Below are 23,493 nucleotides of genomic sequence, written 5' to 3'. Positions count from 1 at the left end.
ACAATCGCTGCTATTTTCGAACAATATTGCGGCTTATAGCGCTCTTGCTCTATGCAAAAAGGATGCCGGTCTCCCGGCATCCTCCATCTTCATTGACTTACTATTATGCGCTATGATCCGGCATCAGCGCGGTTTACTTTAAGTTATTCGTTCAGCATCCGCATAATAAGCGTCACCGATTCGGCTCGGGTTGCATGCGCATCCGGCGCAAATACGTTTGAATCTCTGCCTTGGATGATGCCCGCCTTGACGGCCGCAGCCACCTGGGCCTGGGCCCAATCCGGGATGCGGTCCGCGTCGGCAAACGCCACGTCGGACGCTGACGGCGCCAGCTTCAGCGCACGGGCGATCATCACCGCAATTTCCGCCCGGCTGATTTCGCGCTCTGCGCGGAATGTCCGGTCGTCATACCCTGCAATGATCCCGCTTTCCACCGTTTGCGCCACATACGGCTTGGCCCAATCCGGGATGCGGTCCGCATCGGCAAATGCCACATTGGACGCCGACGGTGCCAGCTTCAGCGCACGGCTGAGCATCACCGCAAACTCGCCCCGGGTCACTGTGCCGTCCGGACGGAAACTTCCGTCTTCGTACCCGTTCACAATGCCAAGCGCCACCGCCCGTTCAACTGCCGCTTTGCCCCAGTGGCCGGCAATATCGCTCAGCACCGGAGTTTGTTTCTCTTCCGCAGCCGCATGGTTTTCTTCTACGGCAAGCTCCTTGATCGACGAAACGTCATAGGCAATTTGCACCTCGTACGTCTGCGGTTCCTCAACCCCGGCTTTTTGGATTTGCACCCATCCGTTCAATTTCGACGACAAGTCGGGCGCTTCGAACTCAATCTCCCGCGTATCCGCCGCTTCGTTGCTGCTCAGCACACGGACATCCGTCAGCACGCCGTCGCGCGAAACTTTAAACGCCTTAATCTCCCGGCTCATCTTCAAAGTCAAGGTGATGTAGTATTTCCCCTCTTTTACGCGCAGCACGGCCGGGACTGTCACATAATCCATGATCTCGGAAGTTTCGCCGGTTCCCTTCTTCAGAATCGTCAATCCGATGTTGTATGTTCCGTCCGCCGGTTTAACTACCGTGGCTACAAAACCTCCTCCACCGCCCGACGAACTGCCGGACGAGTAAATCGGCGGATTCGTCGACGGATTTTCCCCCGGCACATTAACGGCCACCACTTTCTGGAACGCCAGCTGGAACACTTGCGGTTCTCCGTTAGCCGATCTCATTTCCATCTCATATTTCGCCGTCAAATCTTCGACCTCGAAGGAAAACTGACTATCCGCCGCCAGCGCAACTACGAGTTTCAGTTTCCCGGATTTCTTCCCGGAAGCGGCAAGCGGAATTTCCGTACGCTCCCCGTCTTTAATCTTTGTCACCTTCGACACGCTCACGCCAGGCTTCAGCGTGAAGACCGCTGTTTTCTTGCCGCCCGTGACATTGAGGCTGCCGCCACTCTCCACAAATTGGCTGATTGGCGTCCCCCCGGATGCGGACGCAGTAAACGTAAAGCGGTATTCCCCGTCCGGTACCGGCTTCGTCAGATCGATACCCGGTTCTTCCGTTCCGGGTTCTCCCGTCCCTGGTTCATTTGTCCCGGGATCTTCCCCTCCAGGTTCTTTGACGGCGGGAACGATATTCGAAAATCCGAGATCCACTTCATATTCCTCATCGTAGACGCCGATCGGAGGACCAAGATTCCAATATATTTTGACCCAACCGCCCAAGATCGCTGTCAGATCGTCCACTTCGAACCGAACGACCCTGGTATTGGTCGCCGCATCGGCGCTAACCGTTTCCGTTTCCGTCAGCACGCCGCCGACCTTCGTTTTGAACGACAAAATTTCCGCGCTTTGCTTTAAGGCAAGCGATACGTATTTCTTGTCGCCTTCTACCGTTAACCGGCCGCTCGTTTTGTCCACGTAATCGTACATGACCGATGTTTCCGTTGTGCCTTTTTTGTAAATCTTGAAGTCCAGCGTATATTCACCGTCATCCAGCAGCTGCGGATCAAATGCGCTTGCCGCCGTCTGCAATGCCGTTGTCGCCGCTTTAATAGCCGGCCGTGCGGACGCCAGATTGGCCGTGACCGTTTCCGCTGCCGTGACCGCCGTCTCCAGATTGACGCGTGTTTCATTGCTTGCGGTGGACTGCGCGCGGTTCAGCAGCAGTTTGGCTGCCGCGACAGCGTCTTTGAGCGCCTCCAATTCCCGCTTGTTGTAGCTGATATACACCTTCCTTGTTTCGCCGCCCACCTTGTATTCCAGCACGGACCGGCCTCTCCACAAATCGGGATTGCCTGCGCTTGCTCTCATCTGCACCTGGTATACTTTGCGGGTGTCATTGGAAAGAGTGCTCACCAGCGGAACCCGGTATGCGTTATAAGGCGCATTGTAATCCATCGCGATACATTCCGCACAATTCGTGTCCATATAAAACTCTGTCGTCCAATGCGGCCGGGACTGCGTCCACGGAACTGCATTCGGAACGGCAAACGTGAAGTTTGCATGCATTTCCGCAAACATGCTCTCATTCCCGTTGTAGAAAACATCCACCGTTTTGTTAAAATCCGACGCATAAGCCGATTCCGCCGTTGCATTATTCAGATCGTCCAAAATGTAAATCGGCCACGTTTTGGAATCCTTTATGAAATAACTCGCGGAATATCGGGTGTAATTGTTTGTTTGCGTTGTGATTTGCGTCGCCACCTGCGTATCGGTTGCCGTGACGTTTTGCAGCATATTAAATGCCGTCCGCATCGCGCTCTCCACATTGGAGATCACGCCTCGGGCGAACTCTCCTTCAACAACCGGCGCATATGCATCGCCCGCCCGACCTTCCGAGCTGCCATACTCTCCAACCACCACCATATGGTCGCGCAATTCGCCAAGCTTGTTATAAGCCGCCGACAACGCCGTCTTGTCCGCCTGGCGGACCGCAGCACGGAATGCGGTCAGCGCTTCCGCCAGCTCCTCGTATGCCGGCTTAATATCTTGCGGATGGGAGCCCGCCCGGGTCACCGCCGAATTCACCGCGGTAATATGCGCCTTCAGCCCCGCCTTCGAACCATCCGGAAATTGGCCGTATGCCGTTCCTTCCGCCGCAGCATCATGCACGCTGTTGCCGACAAAAATTAAATCCTTCAAATCCTGCAGTGTAATGTTCCTCGCTCCACCTTGCCCTTCTTCCTCTTTCGTAATCGGCAGCGAGCTTGTATCCAGCCACAGCTGCGCCGTATACCAGTAGTCGTAACCCATATTCCCCAGTTCCGGGAACCTCTCGTCTCCCGGCTCGATAAAGACGTGCATCAGGATTTCGATTTTTTTCCTGATGTCTTCGACCTTGATCGCCACTTTCACCGTGTCCGCCCCGCCGCCGGGTACGACCGTAAACTCTTCGTATCCGCTCTGGCCTACGGGAGCGTTGTTCACGATGCTTGCTTTGGCCGCCCCCGGTTTGCGGGAGGCCAGATAAGCCATAACGCCGCTTGTGTGTACCGGAACTTCATGCGTGAAAACAACTTCGCCGTTATTCACCGTAACTGTCCCTGAATTGGCCACATACAAAAAACTTTGCGCCACCGAATTGCTATCGGTGCCGTCTTTCAAATAGCGGTAAGGCACGTTTGTATAAACGCCATCCGCCAAAGGTCCCGACGCCGGAGTTCCAGACCCCTCCGAGCCGGAATTTCCTTCACCCGGGTTTTCTGCGCCCGGATCTTCCGCGTCAGGATTGACCGTTGCGTCGAACTGTTCCGCCGCCCGCTGCAGCGCCGCGATTGAAGCTGCCGTTTTCTGCGGCGTGCCGCTCACATTGACCGCTTGCTTGCCCGCCGTATCAATGGCTTGCTGGAATTTCACACGCGCCGATTCCGGGTGTTGTCCCGGCTTGTCGCCAACCGTCGCCCCGGCCAGCAAACTTTTCACTGCGGCAATCTTGTCGTACAGCGCGCTGTTGTCGACATCGTTGAAGTTCAGCCGGACACCGTACGGATGACCCGAACTGAAAATTTGACCTTCCGGCAGCACGGCAAAATTGGATATCGGAATCTTGTATGTCGCTTCGCTGACACTTTCAGCAGCTTTATACGAGCTGCCGTCCTTGATCTGAAGTACAAAATTCGGATTCGGATTGATCTTCACCAGTGCGTAAGTGCTTCCCGTAACCGATACGATTTCCGCCGAATTGTTGAAATAGACGCCTGCAGGCGAAAACTCGTCCGCAGTTCCGCTTGCAACTGTGAAATATGTGGTATATTCCGCATGGGCCCGAAGCCCGTTTACCGCCGTTTGCAAAGTGGCAGCCGCAGCCGCAATAGCCGGCCGAGTGGAAGCAAGATTGGCAATAACCGTTTCTGCCGCCGTGATCGCCGTGTCTACCTGGTTGCGCGCTTCGTTATAGCCGCTTTCGCCGCCTGCGGCGGGTTCCGCTTTGTCCAGCAGCCGCTCAGCCGCCGCGACGGCGTCTTTGAGCGCCTCCAGTTCCCGCTTGTTGTAGCTGATATACACCTTCCTTGTTTCGCCGCCCACCTTGTATTCCAGCACGGACCGGCCTCTCCACAAATCGGGATTGCCTGCGCTTGCTCTCATCTGCACCTGGTATACTTTGCGGGTGTCATTGGAAAGAGTGCTCACGAGCGGAACCCGGTATGCGTTATAAGGCGCATTGTAGTCCATCGCGATACATTCCGCACAATTCGTGTCCATATAAAACTCTGTCGTCCAATGCGGCCGGGACTGCGTCCACGGAACTGCATTCGGAACGGCAAACGTGAAGTTTGCATGCATTTCTGCAAACATGCTCGCATTCCCGTTGTAGAAAACATCCACCGTTTTGTTAAAATCCGACGCATAAACCGATTCCGTCGTTGCAGTATTCAGATCGTCCAAAATGTAAATCGGCCACGATTCCGCGTCTTTTATAAAATAACTCGCGGAATATCGGGTGTAATTGTTTGTTTGCGTTGTAATCTGCGTCGCCACCTGCGTATCGGTTGCCGTGACGTTTTGCAGCATATTAAATGCCGTCCGCATCGCGCTCTCCACATTGGAAATCACGCCCCTAGCGAACTCTCCTTCAGCAACCGGCGCATACGCATCGCCCGCCCGGCCTTCCGAGCTGCCATACTCCCCAACCGCTACCATATGGTCGCGCAATTCGCCAAGCTTGTTATAAGCCGCCGACAACGCCGTTTTGTCCGCCTGGCGGACCGCAGCGCGGAACGCGGTCAGCGCTTCCGCCAATTCTTCGTAAGCCGGCTTAATATCTTGCGGATGGGAACCCGCCCGGGTCACCGCCGAATTCACCGCGGTAATATGCGCCTTCAGCCCCGCCTTCGAACCCGCCGGATATTGGCCGTATACCGCTCCTTCCACCGCAGTATCATGCACGTTGTTGCCGACAAGGATTAAATCCTTCAAATCCTGCAGCGTAACGTTCCATGTACCGCCTTGCTCTTCTTCCTCCGTAATCGGCAGCGAACTTGTATCCAGCCACAGCTGCGCCGTATACCAGTAGTCATAGCCCATATTTCCCAGTTCCGGGAACCTCTCGTCTCCCGGCTCGATAAAGACGTGCATCAGGATTTCGATTTTTTTCCTGATGTCTTCGACCTTGATCGCCACTTTCACCGTGTCCGCCCCGCCGCCGGGAACGACCGTAAACTCTTCATATCCGCTTTGGCCTACGGGAGCGTTGTTCACGATGCTTGCTTTGGCCGCCCCCGGTTTGCGGGAGGCCAGGTAAGCCATAACGCCGCTTGTATTCACCGGAACTTCATGCGTAAAAACAACTTCGCCGTTATTCACCGTAACTGTCCCGGAATTAGCCACATACAAAAAACTTTGCGCCACCGAATTGCTGTCGGTGCCGTCTTTCAAATAGCGGTAAGCCACGTTTGTATAAACGCCATCCGGCAATGCGGCGGCTGCCGCCTTCGCCGCCGGGACGAGCGGCAGCGAAGAAACAAGCAACACGATCGCCAGGAGCCATGACGTTATTTTCTTAAATAAAGATTTCATGTTTTAATCTCCTCCTTTTATGTGAATTTGGCAGAACAAAAAAGCGCATAGCAAAGAAAGCGCTTTCTACTAAAGCGTTTTTCATTCCCACTTTTTATCTGTTCCCTTGAATGTGCTCTTGAAATTTGTCTAAAAACAACCGGCATCCCGCCGCCCGTAATCTCCCCCTTTGTTTGCATCCGTCATCATCACAGGGAAAATAGTAATAACGATAATCATTCTCAATAAATTGCAAAAAAATATATTTCCAAACAAATTTCCCTCGACATGTTGCATGAGACGGCATTGAGCCGCAAGGCACAATTTCCATCTTACATGAAAATGATAATCATTCTCGTATAAATACTACCCAAACATGTTGGGCTTGTCAACCGTCAAATTGGATGTTTTGCCCAATCAGCCGTTTTTTCTCTCCTCAACGATCCTATCGTTGTAGGAATTTGCTGCGTCGTCGACTCTAAAAAAAGGCCAGCCGGTAATCATCGGCTAACCTGATAATACGAAAAAAACACCCTGGCCTGGGCCTGCTTGCTAAATCGCAGCAGCCTTGAGGGTGCCTTGCTTTGAGACCGTCGGAAGATGAAAGCGACCATAGCTATGTGGCGCCGGGGATTCTCGCACGTTGAAAGCCTCACCCCAGCGAAATGCTGTATGAATATTGGTCGCCGCGGAAATAAGACATAAGTAATTCAACCGGAATGTTCGAGCCGTCAAAGGAGATCCTTTCGAAAAAAAAGAACGGGAGATGCTCCGGCACTTCCAGCAGCTTGGCCACTTCCGGCGCCGTGACGGCTTCCATCCGCTGCTCCGCCCTGCTTAATGGTTTGCCGATCTGCTTTAAATAAGAATAAAAAGACCCGTTCTCCAGGTCCACGTTTTCCAGCTGCGGAACAAGATGAACCGGCGTGACAAGTTTCTGAAACCCCATCGTTGCGCCGTTTACGTAACGGATTCTTTGCACCTCAAATACGGCCTGGGATTTGAGCAGTTGCAGCACATGCTGCTCGCGTTGATCGGGAAGCCTTTGCTCCAGACGCACTAATTTGGAATGCGGAGCAAGTCCTAACTCCAGCATATCCTCATGAAAACCGTTTAATTTGTTCAGATTCCGTTCCAGCTTCGTTTTGGAAACAAATACGCCTTTGCCGTGCACCCGGTAAACCAGCCCTTCATTGACCAGCTGCGTAACGGAATGCCTGGCCGTCATGCGGGACACGCCGTAATGTGTGGTAATCTCCTCTTCGGTCGGAATTTGCGCATCGACGGGAAATTCCCCCGTGGCAATGCGTTCCCGCAGATCTTTAGCTATTTGCAAATACATCGGCATCGGATTGGATTTGGAAATATGGCTGCTCACAGAATAAACAGATTCCTTTCTGATGTGAATATCGGTACCGCCAGCGTTTTAAATGTACCGCTATCCGCTGTGAAATACAAGTGCGCTTCAGCTCAGTTCGTAATCATAACACGTATGGTAAAGCTGAATGATTTCCTCATGGCTGGCGATCCGCGGATTGTTTTGCGGGCTGCCGCTGTCCAACGCGTCGGAAGCCATTTTGCTTACGGCCTGTCCCCACTTCGCCGGATCAATTCCCCATTGTTTCATATTGGGGATGTGAAGATCGGCGCAAAGCCGCTTGATTTGCCGGATGACTTGTTCAGCTAGCTCATCTTTGGACATTTGGCTGCTCTCCGGCACAATCGCGCTTCCGACTTCCGCCAATCTGTCCAGCGCGCTGTCTTTCGTAAATTCAAGCACCGCAGGCAGCAGCATCGCATTGGACAAGCCGTGCGGCACGTGGAATAACGCCCCGACCGGACGCGACATCCCATGAACAAGCGTGACAGAGGCGTTGGAAAAAGCGGTGCCCGCAAGCATCGAACCAAGCGCCATCTGCGAGCGCGCCTCCACGTCATTGCCGTCCCGGTAAGCGCGAAGCATGTTTCCGGCGATGAGCGAAGCGGCCTTTAAGGCGTAAAGGTCGGTAAGCGGATGCGCTTTCCGCGAAATATACGCCTCAATGGCGTGGCATAAAGCATCCACGCCGGTCGCCGCCGTAATGGGCGGCGGACAACTGAGCGTCAGCATGGGGTCAACGACGGCAACGGCGGGCATCAGCTGCGGATGGGAGATCATCATTTTAACTTCCGTTTGCGTGTTGATAATGACGGTGACTTTCGTCACTTCCGATCCGGTCCCCGCCGTTGTAGGCACGGCGATCAAAGGCAGCGGGTCGGCGGCAAACGTTTTTTTATTGTTGACGTAATCGCCGATCGGCCCTTCGTTGGTCATCAGAACCGCCACCGCCTTGGCCGTGTCGATGCAGCTGCCGCCGCCCAATGCGACAATGACGTCGCATTGCTCTTGACGGCACACGGCAAGCGCCTCCGCTACATGAACGTCGGTTGGTTCTTTGTCGACACCCAAATATTGCGCATATTCAACCGCCTGCCCTTGCAAAATGAGTTTGCACTCCGCGACGGCTCCCATCCGCTCCATCACCGGATCGCTCACAATCAGCGCTTTTTTCCCGAACGTACGGGCATGCAAGCCTACACGGGCGAATGACCCCGCACCATAAGTTACCGCCTTGGGCATATACAAATGATAAATGTGTTCAGCCATCATCGTTCTCCTCCATAATAGGTCGATAATAAAGTCCATTGCCGAAGCCGTGGCCGGTTTCCCCGTGTAAGCGGATTCATGTGTGGCGTGAATAGGAGCGATTCGCAGTGCCGTTTGGCTTCCGATATGCGCGCGGAATTAAGATCGGTTGGCGGCGGCGTTTGACATAGCGGTCAAGCGGTGAGACAAATGTTTGGTTTGGGCGTGCAGCTCTCTGTATATCTCAAACATCTCATCGTATACGGACACGTTGTCCCGCCGCGGCTCCACGCGGTCTACGACCGTTTGCGCCGCAAGCGCCGCTTCCTTTAACCCGCTGAACCAGCCGATCGCCGTGGCGGCAATCAGGCATCCGCCGTAAGAAGCGTCGCTGACTTTCGGAATTTCCATCTCCGCATGCAAAATGTCGGCCATAATCTGCACCCATACTTTGCCTTTGCTGCCACCGCCGATAATTTTCACTTTGTCCGGCCGGACGGAAAACTCCAGCGCGGCATCGCGAATTGAAAATCCGACGCCTTCCAGAATGGCTCTTGCGAAATGCGGCCATTGGTGTCTGACCGTGCAGCCAAAAAAGCTGGCGCGCAAATCGGGATCCCAATGAGGTGAACGTTCCCCGTTCAAATAAGGCTGGAACAGCAGCCCTTCCGAACCTGCCGGGATCTGCTCGATATGGGCGTCGATCACCCGGTAAATTTGCTCCGCCGAATTTCTCTGTTCCAGTTCCTTCAGAAAACTTTCCTTAAACCAGCGGAACGACGCCGCGGCAAAATTGGTGGCGCTGTTCTGGTAATACAAATCCGGCACGGGATGATGGTATGAGGTCATTTTTTTGTTGTTCACCGGTTGTTTGGCCAAGACGCTGAAATTGCCTGCCGTCGCCAGCTTCACGACGCCGTCTCCCGCTTCCACCGTACCGCAGCCAAAAATTTCCGCAGCCGTATCCGCCGTGCCAACGACAATCGGGATGCCCGCCGGCAGCCCGATCCGCTCGGCCATCTGCGGCATCAGCGCGCCGCTCACATCCGTTGGCGCGAGCACCGGCGGCAGCATCGATTCATCCAGCGAAACAAGCGAATACAACGGTTCGGACCATTGTTTGTTATGAATATCATAAAACAATGTGCCCTCGGCTTCAATGTAATCCGTCGCCAAAATCCCGTTAAACCGATACCTGACGTAATCTTTCATAAATACGATCTTGTGAATGGCGCCGTACACTTCCGGTTCATGTTTCTGAAGCCATGCCATATGGCACAACGTCCATGTAGGAGAAGGCGAATTATGGGTAATCCCGTATATCTGATCACCGCACAACGCCGAGAAATAGTTCGCTTCTTCGCCGCTGCGCTGGTCATTCCACATGATGACCCGGCGCAGCACCTTATGGCTTGAATCGAGCAGCACAGCGACATGATGTGGCGCGGAAAAGGAAATCGCCTTGACCCGCCGCCGTTCATCGGCTGTAAATACATGCAGCGCCCGGCGAATGGCCTCCACCGCGGCGTCGATCCATTCCTCCGGCTCTTGTTCGACCCACTGCGGTTTAGGGTAATAGGAACGGTAAGAAACATTGGCTTCCGAAACCACCTGGCCGCCGTCATCCATACACGTTACTTTGCAGCCGCCCGAACCGTGATCTACACCAAGCACATATTGCTTTGTCATGTTATCGGCCCTCGTTTGGATTCATTTGGATCAGTATTTTCATCACCGGCTCCCCGCGGTCGATCGCTTGAAATCCGTGTTCGATCGCTTCATCCAGCGGAATCGTTTTGGAAATATAATGTTGGGGCCGAAATAGCCCGTCTTCGATCAGCCGGATCGCTTCCCTGTAATCTTCCGCCGTATACACCCGCGAGCCGACAACCTTCAACTCCTTAGCCACAAGCTGATATCCGTCGATGGTGGGAGGTTTTTTGGGCAAACCGGCAATCAGCACCGTGCCATGCGTTCCTGCGGCTTCGATGCAATCGTTCCAACCGTGATTTGTGCCCGTCGCTTCGAATGTGACATGGGCGCCGTAACCTCCCGTCGCCGCTTTCAGCGCTTGTGCAACGTTCTGCTCCTGCGGATTCATAAGCGAAAAACCAAGCGCCTTGGCAAATTCGATCCGGAACGGGTTCACTTCCGAAACGTATACGTCGGCCCCTTTAAGCTGCGCCACTTTGGCCGCAATCAGCCCGATTGGCCCTCCGCCGGCAATCATTGCCGTCTGCCTGGCCTGCAGTCCGGACATGCGGACCATGTGCACGCCGACGGCAAGCGGTTCGACAAATGCGGCGTCTTCCATAGCCGTAGCATCTTGAATGCGGTATACGGTTTTTTCCGGCACCTTCACATATGGCGCCATCGCGCCGTCCACGTCAACCCCAATCAGCTTAAACGCCGCGCAGACGTTATAGCTGCCGCTTGCGCAAGCCGAGCAGCTGCCGCATGTCACCAGCGGTTCAACGACAACGCGGTCTCCCGGCTGCAGCGATGACGCCGGATTGCCTACCCGCTCGACATAACCTGAAAACTCATGGCCCAGCACAACCGGAGGTTTGACCCGCGCCAATCCGTCATGCGCAACCAGCATATCGGTTCCGCAAATACCGACATGCGATACGCGGATCAGCACTTCGTCTTCGCCAATGGTCGGAACTTCCCGCTCGGCCAAAGCAAGACGGCCGCTGCCTTCATAAACCAACGCCTTCATATGTATCCCCCCTACCAGATTCCGAATCCCAATTTGCCCGGATTCATAATGCCCTTAGGATCAATTGCTTTCTTGATGTCCAGCAGCACATCAAAGGCGTCGCCGTATTGCTCGCGCATAAGCCAACCCAATTTAAAGCCGATGCCGTGATGTTCGTTGAGCAGCGCTCCGTTTTTCATGTTCACGCGGGAGCACTCTTCCCATATTTGATTGTGCAGGCGGAATGCCTCCTCGGCGTCTTCCGGCGGATTTTCGATATAAAATCGGTCATAAATCATTGTACCCCACGGATACCAATGTGAGAAGTGGGCCATATAGGTTGCGTTCCAGCGCTTATATTTTTGCTCGACGAGCTGTTTTTTCTCTTCATACAATTTCTTGATGTTGGCATACGTTGTGATTGATTCAACAGTGCCATACAGCAGCGGATACGCCGGCTGAAGCGGCGGCTTGTAGAAATCGTAGCGGTGCTCCCACCAATATACGCCCGGCTCGTGCCCAAGGTCTATCCCGTCATTGGATGTGCAGATGTCGATCAATTTGCTCATATGGACTTCGGCCAACTCCTTGAACCCGTCGACCATAAGCACCATGTTGACTCCCTCCAACGGCTGTCCGGTATCCTTAAGCGATTTTTTCGTCGAACCCGGATCGTACAACCGCATCACCGCCGGATTTAGACGTTTGATCATGATTTCGCGGCCCGCCTCCAAGCCGGCGTTTACCGACGGAAATTTGAACATGCGGAACAATCGGGTCTCGGGCAGCGGGTCAAGCCGGATGGACACTTTCGTAATGACGCCCAAAGTGCCTTCGGAGCCGACAAACAGTTGAAGCAAGCCGGGGCCGCAAGCATGGTTCGGCAAAGAAAGCGTATTGATGATTTTCCCGTCAGGCAGCACCATCTCCACGGACAATACCATGTCTTCGGCTTTTCCGTATTTCGTCGACATCACGCCCGACCCGCGTGCCGCCAAATATCCGCCCAATGTCGCCATGTCTACCGAAGACGGGTAATGGGCCAGCATAAGCCCTTTTTCATTTAGCATGTTTTCCAGCACTCGCCCGTTAATGCCCGGCTGCGCCGTTAATATCAACGATTCCTCGTCGATGCCGATAACTTGGTTCATTCTGGTCAATTCAAGCAAAATACCGCCGTACATCGCAGCCGCCCCGCCTTGTGTCCCCGATCCGCCGCCGCGAGGCACAACCGGCACCTTATACGTGTTGCAAATACGCATGACTTTGGACGTTTGTTCCGTTGTGGCAGGCCGCACGACAAAATACGGAAGCTGTATATCCCGATTTTTCTCCTTCCACATGTGCGTCAGCCAATAACAATCCACCGCCAGTTCCTTGCGTATGGCCTCCTGACCGATCACGTGTTCAACGCCAACCGCGCTTTCCAGTTCCGAACGAAACATCTCCAGCGCATATCCGGTTAAATTCAACGAACCCACTCCCCTTGTCCTAGCGATACGCAAAACGTTCCGGCACCTCGCGCAGCTCCCAGCGCGAAGTGCGACGGCGCATGATGGCTGTCAACCTCAAGCCGGTATGCGGCCACCACGCAGTCCACATCATTCGCTTTATGATATAGTTGTATATATAACTATATGTATAGTATATGAACCTCCTGTTTGCGCGTCAACCTTTTTTTCGCTTCGCGGAAATAGGATGTTTTCCTGTCCAATTGCTGCAAAAAAACCGGCCTCTCCCTCAGTTTGACGGGCAGGCCGGTTTGGTTTGTTTGTTGTTTTAACGCTCCAGATGGATTTTATACGCATAACGGTCCGAGCGGTATTTGGTGCGGGTATATTCGATCGGTTCCCCATTCTTATCGTAACTTACCCGCCTCATTTCCAGTAAAGCCGCGCCGGGGCTTACTCCCAGCAATCCCGCTTCATACGTCATGGAATTGATCGCGTGAATCGTCTCATCCGCTCCTTTCAGCGAAATATTATGTTTTTCCTCAAGCACTTTGTAAAAATGCGCCGTATTTAAATCTTCCAGTTCAAGCAGCTTTCCGATTCGCTCGGGCCAACACGTAATTTCATAAGCAATCGGTTCGCCGTTGGCGAATCTTACCCGTTCAATAATGTACACGACGGCCCCGTCGGGAAGTTGAAGCTGGGACAACTCGTAAAACCGGTCTTTCTTGAATTCGGCGCTGATCAGTTTGGCCGAAGGCACAAGCCCTTGCTCCATAATTTCTTCGGCAAGACCGGACAGCCTGCTGAGGCGCGCTTCCATATGATGCGAAGTTACGGTTGTGCCTTTGCCTTGCTTTTTCACCAGAAATCCTTCGTTGACCAATTCCGTTATCGCTTCGCGAACCGTTGTGCGGCTGACGCCATATTGCTCGATCAGCTCTTTTTCCGTTGGGATCAATTCCTCCGGCCGCCATACTTTGTCTACAATTTTTTGCAGCAAAATGTTTTTAAGCTGGTGATATAGCGGAACGGGATTATTGGAATCAAGTTTCTCCATCGTTACATTTGGTTCATTCATGTTCAACTCACCCTTCCTGCCATATGGATATAAATTTCCCGAAAAATTACATCATGATGTTATGACCTAATTATAAAGATAACAAAATCGGGAGTCAACGAAAACAAGCCGATCTCAAGCGAGAAGACAAGACATCTGCTATGGTCCGGTTTGGGCTCATTAACAGAGGTCTTGTCTCGTCTTGAAAAAATTTCACCGCACCTTATCGCGGTGCCCTCTGCAAAATAGCCGGGCGCCGCCATATTTGCCCGTCAACCTGAACCTCCAGCTGCGGAAAATGTCCGGCCGCGGAAACGGTAATCAGCTCGGGACGATCGTCTGTTGTGATGATCGTGTCTTCGGACTTCACCCCGGCGATCGAAGGGTTCCAAGCGTAAGCTTGCCTAGCGGCTACAACCATCGTTTCTCCCGGGACGGCGGTCCGCTCCCGCGTAGCGTATCCGGTTAAGCCGCCTTGGTGATGCTTCGCCACCTCATCCGGGTATCCCGCATCGCGGTAGAAGCCGGTGATGCGCTCGTAAAGCTCGCTGTAGGCGATACCGCTTCTTGTGGCATCGATCAGCCGCGCGTCAATTTCCGCCACGGCCGCATGTTTGCGCTTCAACGTCTCGTCAATCGCGCCGAAATGGACAAGCCGGGTGGCCGATGCGATCAAACCTTTGCTGCGCGCGCATACAACCAGCATCGCATAACGTGAAAGACGAAGCCCGGTAGGCAGCGGATGCCTTCTTGTAAAAATGCGTTCATCAACGGCGATTAAATTGACGATCGGGTCCAGCTCCCTTTCCCAGCAATGACGCGCAAGATGGCCGGCGATTTCGTATTCGCTTTGTCCCAGGCTGATTTCCATTGCGGCTTGTTCGATCGCCTCGGCGGTTAGCCGTCCGACATCACGCCACTGCTCCATTTGCTGCGGATCGATGATGGAACGCAAGGCGATAAGCTGATGCTCCCATTCCGCGTCGCTTTTCATATTTCGCAGCTCCCCGGATATATCCGCGAGGATGCGCTCCCGCGCGGCAGGGATTTGCCAAGGCCAAATATGTACGTCAAGAAGCTTGTGCGCGGACGTTTCGCCGATTTCTTCTTCCAGCAGCCTTTCGGCTTCGATATTGTTAACGACCACGTGACAATGGTCCCCGGTTACGACAAGCACACAGCAGGCCGGTTCGGAAGCCGTATTCACATGGCTTCTCCCGCCAAGCAGCCACGACACATTTTTTTGCAGCCCCAGCTTGAGCCCGTCCAGCCCTTGCCGTTTAAGCTGTTCCCTGATCTGCGCCAATTTTCTCTCAAATATTGTACCTGACATCGGCCCACCTCATCTTGGTTCATATCATTGCAAATTCATCACGACAATGCGTTCTTCCGTCATTTCTTCAATTGCGTACCGCGGTCCTTCTTTCCCCCAGCCGCTTTGCTTTACGCCGCCGTAAGGCATCGCATCGGCCCGGAATTGGGAGGCGTCGTTAATCATGACCCCGCCGACGTGAATTTCGCGGGCCGCTTTAAACGCAGTATGGACATTTGTCGTAAAAATGCCCGCCTGCAATCCGTAACGGGACAAGTTGATGCGCCGGATGCAATCGTCCAAATCGTCATATGCAGCGATGCCGACAACCGGAGCGAATAATTCCTCGCAAGCCACCTTCATCGTATCGTGCACGCCGCTTAAAATGGTCGGTTGAAACAAGGCCCCTTGCCGTATGCCGCCGCATTCGACCACCGCTCCTTCAGCCACCGCTTCGCGCACCCAAGCTTCGGCCCGCTCCGCTTCCTTCTCGCTGATCATCGGGCCGATATCGGTCGTATCTTCGTTTGGATCGCCTGCTTTGAGCTTGAGCGCGGCTTCCGTCATTTTTTGCACAAAAATGCCGTGAACATCGCGGTGCACATAAATCCGCTGAACGGAAATGCAGACCTGGCCGGCATTGCCAAAGCTCTTATCGACACACATCTTGGCGGCAAGCTGCAAGTCCGCGTCTTTATGCACGATTACCGCCGAGTTGCTGCCAAGCTCCAGCAGCACTTTGCGCAAACCCGTGTCTTGTTTCAGCTTGAGGCCCACGCCCGGACTTCCGGTAAACGTGTACAAGCTGATCCGCTCGTCTTTCGCCAGCCACTCGCCAACCGTCGAACCGGGGCCAATGACGATGTTCAGGAATCCGCTCGGCAGCCCCGCTTGAACAAACAGCTCGGCCAGCTTGACAGCGATCAGCGGGGTGACGCTGGCCGGCTTCAGCACAACCGCATTGCCCGCCGCCAGCGCGGGGCCGAGTTTGTGCGCCACCAGATTCAGCGGCACATTAAACGGCGTGATGGCGCAAACGACGCCAACGGGAACCCGCAAAGTAAAAGCGATGCGGTTCTCCGCTCCTGGCGAAGCTTCAACCGGAACGCCTTCCCCGTGGATCCGCTTGGCTTCTTCGGCCGATATTTCCAACGTCTGAGCCGTACGTTCGACTTCAACCAAAGCTTCCTTCATCGTTTTCCCGACTTCGCCGGATAAGATCGCCGCCAAATACCGCTTGTTTTCCAGCAGCAGCTCGCTTGTTTTCTTTAAGATTTCGTACCGCTTATACGGCGGCATAGGGGTTTCCCGATAAGCCCGCAGCGCTGCGGCCACCGCTTTGTCGACAAGCTCTTTATTTGTCGTTGGGACAGTGCCCATCACTTCGCCGGTATATTTGTTTCTGACTTCCAATACCTCGCCAGTCGTCAGCCACTCTCCATCTAGCAGAATCGGATAATGGTTCATTTACGATGCCTCCCGAACTGGATTGTTTAAGCTTGTTTCCGCCTGTTAACGTTATGCCTTTGTTGCGTTATGCCGTCGTTACGCTTTGCCGTTGCTGCCGAATACGCGGATTTTTTGCTTGACGATTTCTTTCATGCGCTGCATGCCCTGATGCGCAAACGGATACACATCATAAGCGGAGCCGTAAGTTTCCACCGCCTCCCTGACGCCTTCCGTATAAGCCGCGCGAAGTTCGGTATCCACGTTGATTTTGCGGATGCCGTGTTGAATGGCAAGCCGGATCTGGTCATCCGGAATGCCGGAGCCGCCGTGCAGAACAATCGGGATGCCCAACTGCCGGCTGATCGTGTTTAATCTGTCGGTGTCCAGCTTTGGCGTTTGCTTGTAGAGCCCATGAGCCGAGCCGATCGCTACAGCAAGCGAATCCACCTGCGTGGCCTGGTAAAATTCCAGCGCTTGGGCCGGATCCGTATAATAGGCGTCTTGTTCATCGACGGACAAATCGTCCTCCACGCCGGCGATTTTGCCGAGCTCGGCTTCCACGGCCACGCCAACCGCATGCGCTGCGCGCACAACGTCTTTTGTATGGGATATATTGGTCTCCAGCGGGTGATGCGACCCGTCATACATGACGGAAGTGCATCCGGCCTGGATCGCTGCGATCGCTTGCTCGTAACTTTTCCCGTGGTCCAAATGTATAATAACCGGAACATTTGTTCTTTTTCCGAAAAATTCAATGTTATGAATCAAGCCGGCAAAACCCGAGTTGCGAATCGCCCGCTGACCGATTTGGATCAACACCGGCGAGCGTTCTTCCTCCGCCGCCTCCAATATCCCTTGTATCATTTCGCCGGTGTGCGCGCTGAAAGCCCCTATGGCGTAATTGCGCTGCGCCGCGTCCTGCATAAGTTCTATGCCGGAAACCAATTGCATGATGATCCCGCTCCCTTTTGTAATAAAGTACTGCCCGATATCGTCGGGAGCCCTTTTACTCTCAGTCCATGGAAAACTGCTTATACGGTTGGTTGTCCCCGATAAACGGAGCAAGCCACGTCTTGTACGACTCGGCAATTAGGCCGCCTTGCCCCAAGCAAGCCGAATCAAATTCCCTCTCCATTCCGGCCACCTTGATAAAAGGCGCGGACCCGGTTTCCCAGCGGTAAGGCGTATTCTGCAAACGCCGGATCGTCACCATCTCCCCGGTATGCCCGTCCAGCAGCAGCTCCGCCGCTTTGCAGCCGACCGCCTCCGCCTCCGCTTGATCTTGCCCGGACAAAGCCAGTGAAGCGCAGCGCTGCAGCATGCCGAGGTTTTCGTACCGGCACGATACGCCAAGCCGTTCGCCGATTTCTTCGGCGATATATGCGCCCACCCCGCCCAATGCCCGCAGTCCTTGCCCGTTTTGTTTCCCGTTGTTGATGCCGTTAGCGCTGATCGGCCGGTCGTGGCAGTCCCGCAAACCTTCGCTCACCACGATCAGGCAATATCCCAAACGCTGCTGAATACAAGCGACATCGGCCAGCATTTTCTCCAAATCAAAGCGGCTTTCCGGCACATAGATCAAATGCGGCGCATCGTCGACCGTTTGTTTAAAATACCCGGAAGCGGCGGCCAGCCAGCCTACGTTGCGGCCCATCGTCTCAACGACACGCACCTGCTCGAAACTTCTCATCGACGCCAGATCCGCCCCCAAATCGCGCACCGCATGCGCCACAAATTTGGCGGCGCTGGGAAAACCGGGCGTATGATCCGTCTCCATAATGTCGTTGTCGACAGTTTTGGGAATGCCGATCACCTGCAGCTCATATCCGAGCTCCCGCGCTTTCAGCTCGATCTGACGGCATGCCCACATCGTGCCGTTCCCGCCGGCCAAAGCCAAAGCATGGATATCACGGTCGCGCAAACCATTCACGCACGTTTCGATATCTTCCGCGGTCAGCGACTTTCTTCCCGCCCCCAAAGCCGACCCTGGCTGCGCTCGCAGCCATTCCAGCGGCTGCTCCGGTTTGATCGCGGACATGCGGTTTTCCAGCAAACCGGACATTCCATCATGTATGCCGATAATTTCCGCCGATTCTTCAAGTTGTCTGATCCTTTTGATAAAACCGTACAAGCTGCCGTTAATGACAGCGGTAGGTCCTCCCACCTGGGCAACGGCAATCTTGCTGTGCCGCAGCCCGGATTTTTGATGATCCGCATGTTTATCTGTGTTGTCCCAAGCCGCATCTGTCATAATGGATTCTTCTCCACATCCAGCCAATCGCACAACATGCCGACTTCTTTGTTAATATTGGCGTAAACGATCGAATAATGCGGCTCAAAGCCTTGCAGCATCAGCTTTTTCATGAGAGGAACGATCGGTTGGCCAAAGCCGACCTCCACGCTGGTCCCCCAAAACTTCTGCGGTTCGTCCAGCGCTTCGCCGCTTAACATCAGCATCCGGTATGCGCCCGGCTTAAACGGGTCGGGGCCTAACCGGTTGACCGATACTTCGCCGGCCTTCAATCCGAATTCAAGCGTAAAACCAAGCTTGCGGTTCGGATGAAGCCCGGCAACGGCCCCGGTATCCGCTCTGGCGAGCGAAAAAGCCCCCGCTCCGCAATGCCAAAATACGCCGGAATCTTTGCTTTCGTCGATATGCACAAGATCCCCCAAATAAGGCGCGTTTTGCGCCAACTGATGCTGAATATACATTGTGATGGCGCCATGAATATCCGCTTCGCAGGAGGCCATAACGCCCGATTCGATCAAGCTGGAAACGGTGGAGCAGGCGGCCGCCCCATATTCGGTAAAAAACTCCGGCCAACAGCGAACCGCTACCATCGAAATGCCAAGCCGGCGAATTTCGTGCAGCAGCGCCGTTTGGAAACGGGAAAACTTGACAACGCCTTCTTCCGGCAGCAGGGACAATCCCTTCACCTGACCCGCTGCGGTTTGCAGCGCCAACTGCACCTCCTGTTCCGGTACTTCCGCCGCTTTGGCAAAGACGTCCTGCAAGTTCAGCTCGATCAGCTGCGGCCCAAGCTTTGCCAGCATGTCCGGATCGGCATGAGAGAACAGGAATCCGTCCGGCTGGCTGCCGATCACCCCGATTTTCAACTGCTTCAATTGCTGCATCAACCTGACCACTTTTAACTGCGCATGAAGTTCTGCCGCCAGCTCCGCTTCCTGCGGATTTCCGAAAAGAAGCGCAAATTTACGCCTGCGCGCCACGATGGAATTGCTTAAGTTGTTAATTCCCGTCATCGAATTCAGCGACAGCCGTGTCCCGTTTACCCTGGGTTCCCGCACACCCCACAGTAAAATCGGAGCATCCGTCGCATCCATAATTTCGATAATAAACCGCGCATCCACAAACGTGGTGCTCTGCACGATGACCGCATCGACCGGCCCGCCTTGCACCGCATCCCGGATAAACCGGGCCGTGTCCTCCGGCGACATCAATAATGCGTCCGGCGAAATGCTGCAGTCGACCAGCTTGTTCAGCAATTGCTTGGATTGCTCAAAATAAATGTTGGCCGTCTCGACATCAAACGTAGGCCGGGCCACCGGCAAAAAAACCGTCTTCATCTTGATCATATCGTCGTCTCCTCCATGAATGTCATCCTTTGACCGAACCGGCCGTAATCCCTGCGACAAAAAAGCGCTGCAAAAAAAGATAAGCAACAACCATCGGCATCGAAGCGATCACGACACCGGCAAAAATAGCCGGGAAATTCGTAATGTATTCTCCTTTTAGTTGCAGCAGCGCAAGCGGCATCGTCTTTTTGCTTTTGTCGGAAATAAACAACAGCGGGTGCATCAGGTCGTTCCATACCATCACAAACAGGAAGATCGCGGTGGCTGCTACCGAAGGCATCGCCACGGGCAGCGCAATCCTGCTGTACATCACCCATTCGCTTGCGCCGTCCATACCGCTTGCCTCAAACAGTTCCTTGGACAAAGTTTTCATGAATCCGGAAATGATAAATACCGCAATCGGAATAAACACGGCAATCGACACAAGAATAAGGCCCGTCAGGCTGTTGGTCAGTCCCAGCTTTAATACCAAGGAATAGATGGCGATCATGTTGACCTGCCCCGGAACCATCATCCCGGCGGCAAAAAGACCGTAAACAACAAGCCCTTTTACACCGCTGATCCGCGTGATGGCAAAAGCGATCATCGTCCCGAAAAACAAGATCAGAACAACCGTGCTTAACGTTACGATCACGCTGTTCATAAAATATTGCCCGATCTTCTGCTGCGTGAACATCTCCATATAATTGGAGAATGAGAAATGCTGCGGGAACCCGACCGGGTTCATATAATACTCTTTTTGCTCTTTAAATGAAGTGATAAACACCAATGAGACAGGTATCAGAATACCGGCGGCCAGCAGCAGCAGAAGCGTTTTTTTCCATGCTTGATTGAGCAATCATCTCACCTCCCGAACAAATATGCCGATGATTAAGCGGCGTTGCTTTTCAACAAACGGAATTGGATCAACGTAATCAAACCGATAATCGCCAGGAAGAGAAACGAACCGGCGGATGCGTAACCGAATCTGTAGCTTTGGAATGCCGTATGATACAGGAACGTAGACAATATCTCCGTCGAATTGACCGGACCGCCGCCGGTCATGACGTAAATCAAGTCAAACGCCTTAAATGACTGAATCGTTGTGTAAGCAACGACTATAGTAGCGGCAGGTTTGATCAACGGCCATGTGACATGAACAAACGTCTGCCTGTTATTTGCTCCTTCGATTTTGGCCACCTCGTATAAATCCTCCGGTATGCCTTGAAGTCCGGCAATAAATATAACCATCATCTGACCGATATGCGCCCATACCTGAACAAAAGCGACGGAATAAATCGCGATATCGATATCGCCGGTCCAGTTCATAGCCAGTGACGGGAGGTTCATGCCGTTTAAGGCTTGATTAATCAATCCCATGGAAGGATCGTACATGAATGTCCAAATAAATCCTACCGCCGTCGACGATATGATCGTGGGAAAAAAATAGACGGCCCTAAACAAAATGTTGGACCTTGTGTTTTTGACCAGAAACAGTGCAAATAACAAGGAAACGATGCTTTGAGCAAGCACGACAAACAGCATAAATTTCAAGTTGTTGCCTAGCGATTTGGCAAATATCATATCTTCCGTCAGAAGGTTCTTGTAGTTATTCATCCCCACAAACTTGAATTGGTCCGACATTCCGTCAAAGTTCGTAAAAGAATAATAAAAACCGCTTAAAGTAGGGTAGACGAAAAAAAGCAAATACAAGACAGTGCCGGGGACAAGAAATAAATAAATCGTTTTGCTCACTTTCATGGGGAAGCCTCCAACGCGTTTTGTTTGCTTGCGGCTTGTAATCTTTGGCGCCAACCTCTCGGGACCATGGCAGGCTGCACCGGAACAAGTGCAGCCGCTTGCGTCATGGGTGAAACAACGTTAATTGGATTTCATCAGCTTGATCTGCTGATCGACCACGGCTTGCGCTTCTTTGGCCGCATCTTCCGGTTTTTTGCCCCCCAACGTGGCTTGAATCGAATTTTTCAGCGATTTCTGAATGTCGGCGTTAGAGATTAAATATCTCGGCTGAAAACGCGTCTTTTTGGTGGCCCATACTGCGACATCCTTCAGCTCCTGCGAGGTATAATCCACGCCCTCCACGGTGACGTGCTGCCCGGTTTCATTGCCGTATTGGCCGGCGATATCTTTGCGGCTCAGAAACTCCACAAATTTCTTCGCTTCGGCTTGATGTTTGCTGCGGCTGTTTACGGCAAGCATAAAGGTTGTTGTATGAATGCCTTCGTAAACCATTTTGTCGGCTGGAACCGTTATCGGCGCCAAAACCTGCAGCTTGATGTTCGGATTTTGCGCTTTAACCGTTGCGATGTGGAACGATCCCGTAGCCAGCATAGCGGCTTTCTCCTGGGCAAACATCGCAATCGCGACATCTTGTTTTGTGCCAAGCGAATCTTTCTGGATGTATCCTTTATCGTTCAGTTCTTTAAATTGCGATAACGTCTTGATCCACCAATCGTCCGTCAACTTGGCTTGCCCGGCTTCCAGCTTTTGAAAAATTTGCTCGTCCGGCGCGTTATTCATCATCATCGAGTTCAGGAGCTGGTCTATGCCGATATCGGAGGCCGGCAGCGCAATCGGGATGATGCCGGCTTGCTTCAGCTTCTCGCACATCGCCAGAAATCCGTCCCAATCTTTTGGCGGTTCCAGATTGAATTTCTTCAGCATGTCCACGTTGTATAACGGCATGTTGTAAACCAGCTGCAGTGGAAGCGCCAGCTGCTTGCCGTCCTTGGCGCCCGACTTAATCAAATTTTTGTTGAAATTGCTTACAAATTTTTCGTTCGTCAAATCGGCGAACAGTCCGGCTTTGCTGATCGATTCAAATTGAGCGCCCGGAAAGGAAGTAAACACGTCTCCTGTCGTACCGTCCAGCAATTTGGCCTGCGCCGAGGATTGATAAACATCGGACGGAAAAATGTCCATTTTCACTTTGATATTCGGATTCTCTTTTTCAAACTTTTCAATAATGGAATTCAACGACTTCACATCTTCACCCCGCCAATGGATAAAGCTGATTTCAACAGCTTTGTCTTTAGCCGCAGGCGCGTCCGATTTTTTTGTTGCCCCTGGTTCCGCGCCGTTCCCGCATGCCCCCGTCAATGCCATAATACCTGCAAGCAAAGCCGTTCCCGTTACCTTTTTATGAAATGTCAACATAAACACCTTCCCCTTTTGCATAGGTTTACTTTGGCAACCATCATGGAGGAATGTTTCGTATTTCAAGTTGTAACATAATGATGATTACGATTTTTGTTGGAACATCGGTTACAATCGGTTATGAATATCCCGG

At 53.2% G+C, this 23,493-nt stretch carries 15 protein-coding genes; all 15 read right to left on the bottom strand.

The genetic code is table 11. The features are described 5' to 3' along the window. Window positions 1–143: 143 nt before the first annotated feature. The 15 genes from EYB31_RS26790 to EYB31_RS26720 all read right to left on the bottom strand — a co-directional run bounded on the left by EYB31_RS26790 (window position 144) and on the right by EYB31_RS26720 (window position 23,360). Window positions 144–6,029, bottom strand: coding sequence for an NEAT domain-containing protein (locus EYB31_RS26790; protein ID WP_131016512.1), 5,886 nt, complete (start codon window positions 6,027–6,029; stop codon window positions 144–146). Window positions 6,030–6,660: 631 nt separating this feature from the next. Continuing rightward, window positions 6,661–7,386 (bottom strand): GntR family transcriptional regulator, encoded by a 726-nt coding sequence (locus EYB31_RS26785; protein ID WP_131016511.1) that lies wholly within the window; start codon window positions 7,384–7,386, stop codon window positions 6,661–6,663. Between the two features lie 87 nt (window positions 7,387–7,473). Then, window positions 7,474–8,655: an iron-containing alcohol dehydrogenase gene (locus EYB31_RS26780; protein WP_131016636.1), complete on the bottom strand. Its 1,182-nt coding sequence runs from the start codon at window positions 8,653–8,655 to the stop codon at window positions 7,474–7,476. A gap of 138 nt (window positions 8,656–8,793) precedes the next feature. After that, a complete protein-coding gene (locus EYB31_RS26775; RefSeq protein WP_131016510.1) occupies window positions 8,794–10,323 on the bottom strand; it encodes a xylulokinase in 1,530 nt (509 codons plus the stop codon). A 1-nt stretch (window position 10,324) separates the two neighbouring features. Further along, window positions 10,325–11,356, bottom strand: a complete 1,032-nt coding sequence (locus EYB31_RS26770; RefSeq protein ID WP_131016509.1) for a zinc-dependent alcohol dehydrogenase — start codon at window positions 11,354–11,356, stop codon at window positions 10,325–10,327. 11 nt (window positions 11,357–11,367) lie between these two features. Continuing rightward, window positions 11,368–12,807 carry an FAD-binding oxidoreductase gene (locus EYB31_RS26765; protein WP_131016508.1) on the bottom strand — a complete coding sequence of 480 codons (1,440 nt, stop codon included), beginning with the start codon at window positions 12,805–12,807 and terminating at the stop codon, window positions 11,368–11,370. Between the two features lie 307 nt (window positions 12,808–13,114). Continuing rightward, a complete protein-coding gene (locus EYB31_RS26760; RefSeq protein WP_240762900.1) occupies window positions 13,115–13,867 on the bottom strand; it encodes a GntR family transcriptional regulator in 753 nt (250 codons plus the stop codon). Between the two features lie 202 nt (window positions 13,868–14,069). After that, on the bottom strand, window positions 14,070–15,179 hold the full coding sequence (locus EYB31_RS26755; protein WP_131016507.1) for a M24 family metallopeptidase: 1,110 nt from the start codon (window positions 15,177–15,179) through the stop codon (window positions 14,070–14,072). Between the two features lie 24 nt (window positions 15,180–15,203). Further along, on the bottom strand, window positions 15,204–16,625 hold the full coding sequence (locus tag EYB31_RS26750; protein ID WP_131016506.1) for an aldehyde dehydrogenase family protein: 1,422 nt from the start codon (window positions 16,623–16,625) through the stop codon (window positions 15,204–15,206). Between the two features lie 78 nt (window positions 16,626–16,703). Further along, entirely contained in the window at window positions 16,704–17,558 is an 855-nt protein-coding gene (locus EYB31_RS26745) for a class II fructose-bisphosphate aldolase (protein ID WP_131016505.1), read from the bottom strand. Between the two features lie 61 nt (window positions 17,559–17,619). Beyond that, a complete protein-coding gene (locus EYB31_RS26740) occupies window positions 17,620–18,858 on the bottom strand; it encodes a diphosphate--fructose-6-phosphate 1-phosphotransferase (protein ID WP_131016504.1) in 1,239 nt (412 codons plus the stop codon). After that, the gene (locus EYB31_RS26735) at window positions 18,855–20,204 is read right to left on the bottom strand and encodes a hypothetical protein (RefSeq protein WP_131016503.1); all 1,350 of its coding nucleotides are present in this window, start codon (window positions 20,202–20,204) and stop codon (window positions 18,855–18,857) included. Before EYB31_RS26735 ends, EYB31_RS26740 begins: the two co-directional genes overlap by 4 nt. Window positions 20,205–20,226: 22 nt before the next feature. After that, complete coding sequence (locus EYB31_RS26730) at window positions 20,227–21,042, bottom strand: carbohydrate ABC transporter permease (RefSeq protein WP_131016502.1); 816 nt, start codon at window positions 21,040–21,042, stop codon at window positions 20,227–20,229. 32 nt (window positions 21,043–21,074) lie between these two features. After that, window positions 21,075–21,944 (bottom strand): carbohydrate ABC transporter permease, encoded by an 870-nt coding sequence (locus tag EYB31_RS26725; protein WP_131016501.1) that lies wholly within the window; start codon window positions 21,942–21,944, stop codon window positions 21,075–21,077. Window positions 21,945–22,064: 120 nt separating this feature from the next. Beyond that, window positions 22,065–23,360 (bottom strand): ABC transporter substrate-binding protein, encoded by a 1,296-nt coding sequence (locus EYB31_RS26720; RefSeq protein WP_131016500.1) that lies wholly within the window; start codon window positions 23,358–23,360, stop codon window positions 22,065–22,067. Window positions 23,361–23,493 lie beyond the last annotated feature (133 nt).

Origin of the sequence: Paenibacillus thalictri (assembly GCF_004307995.1) — a bacterium.
Classification (GTDB): domain Bacteria; phylum Bacillota; class Bacilli; order Paenibacillales; family NBRC-103111; genus Paenibacillus_AF; species Paenibacillus_AF thalictri.
This window is presented reverse-complemented; position numbering and strand designations above follow the sequence as displayed.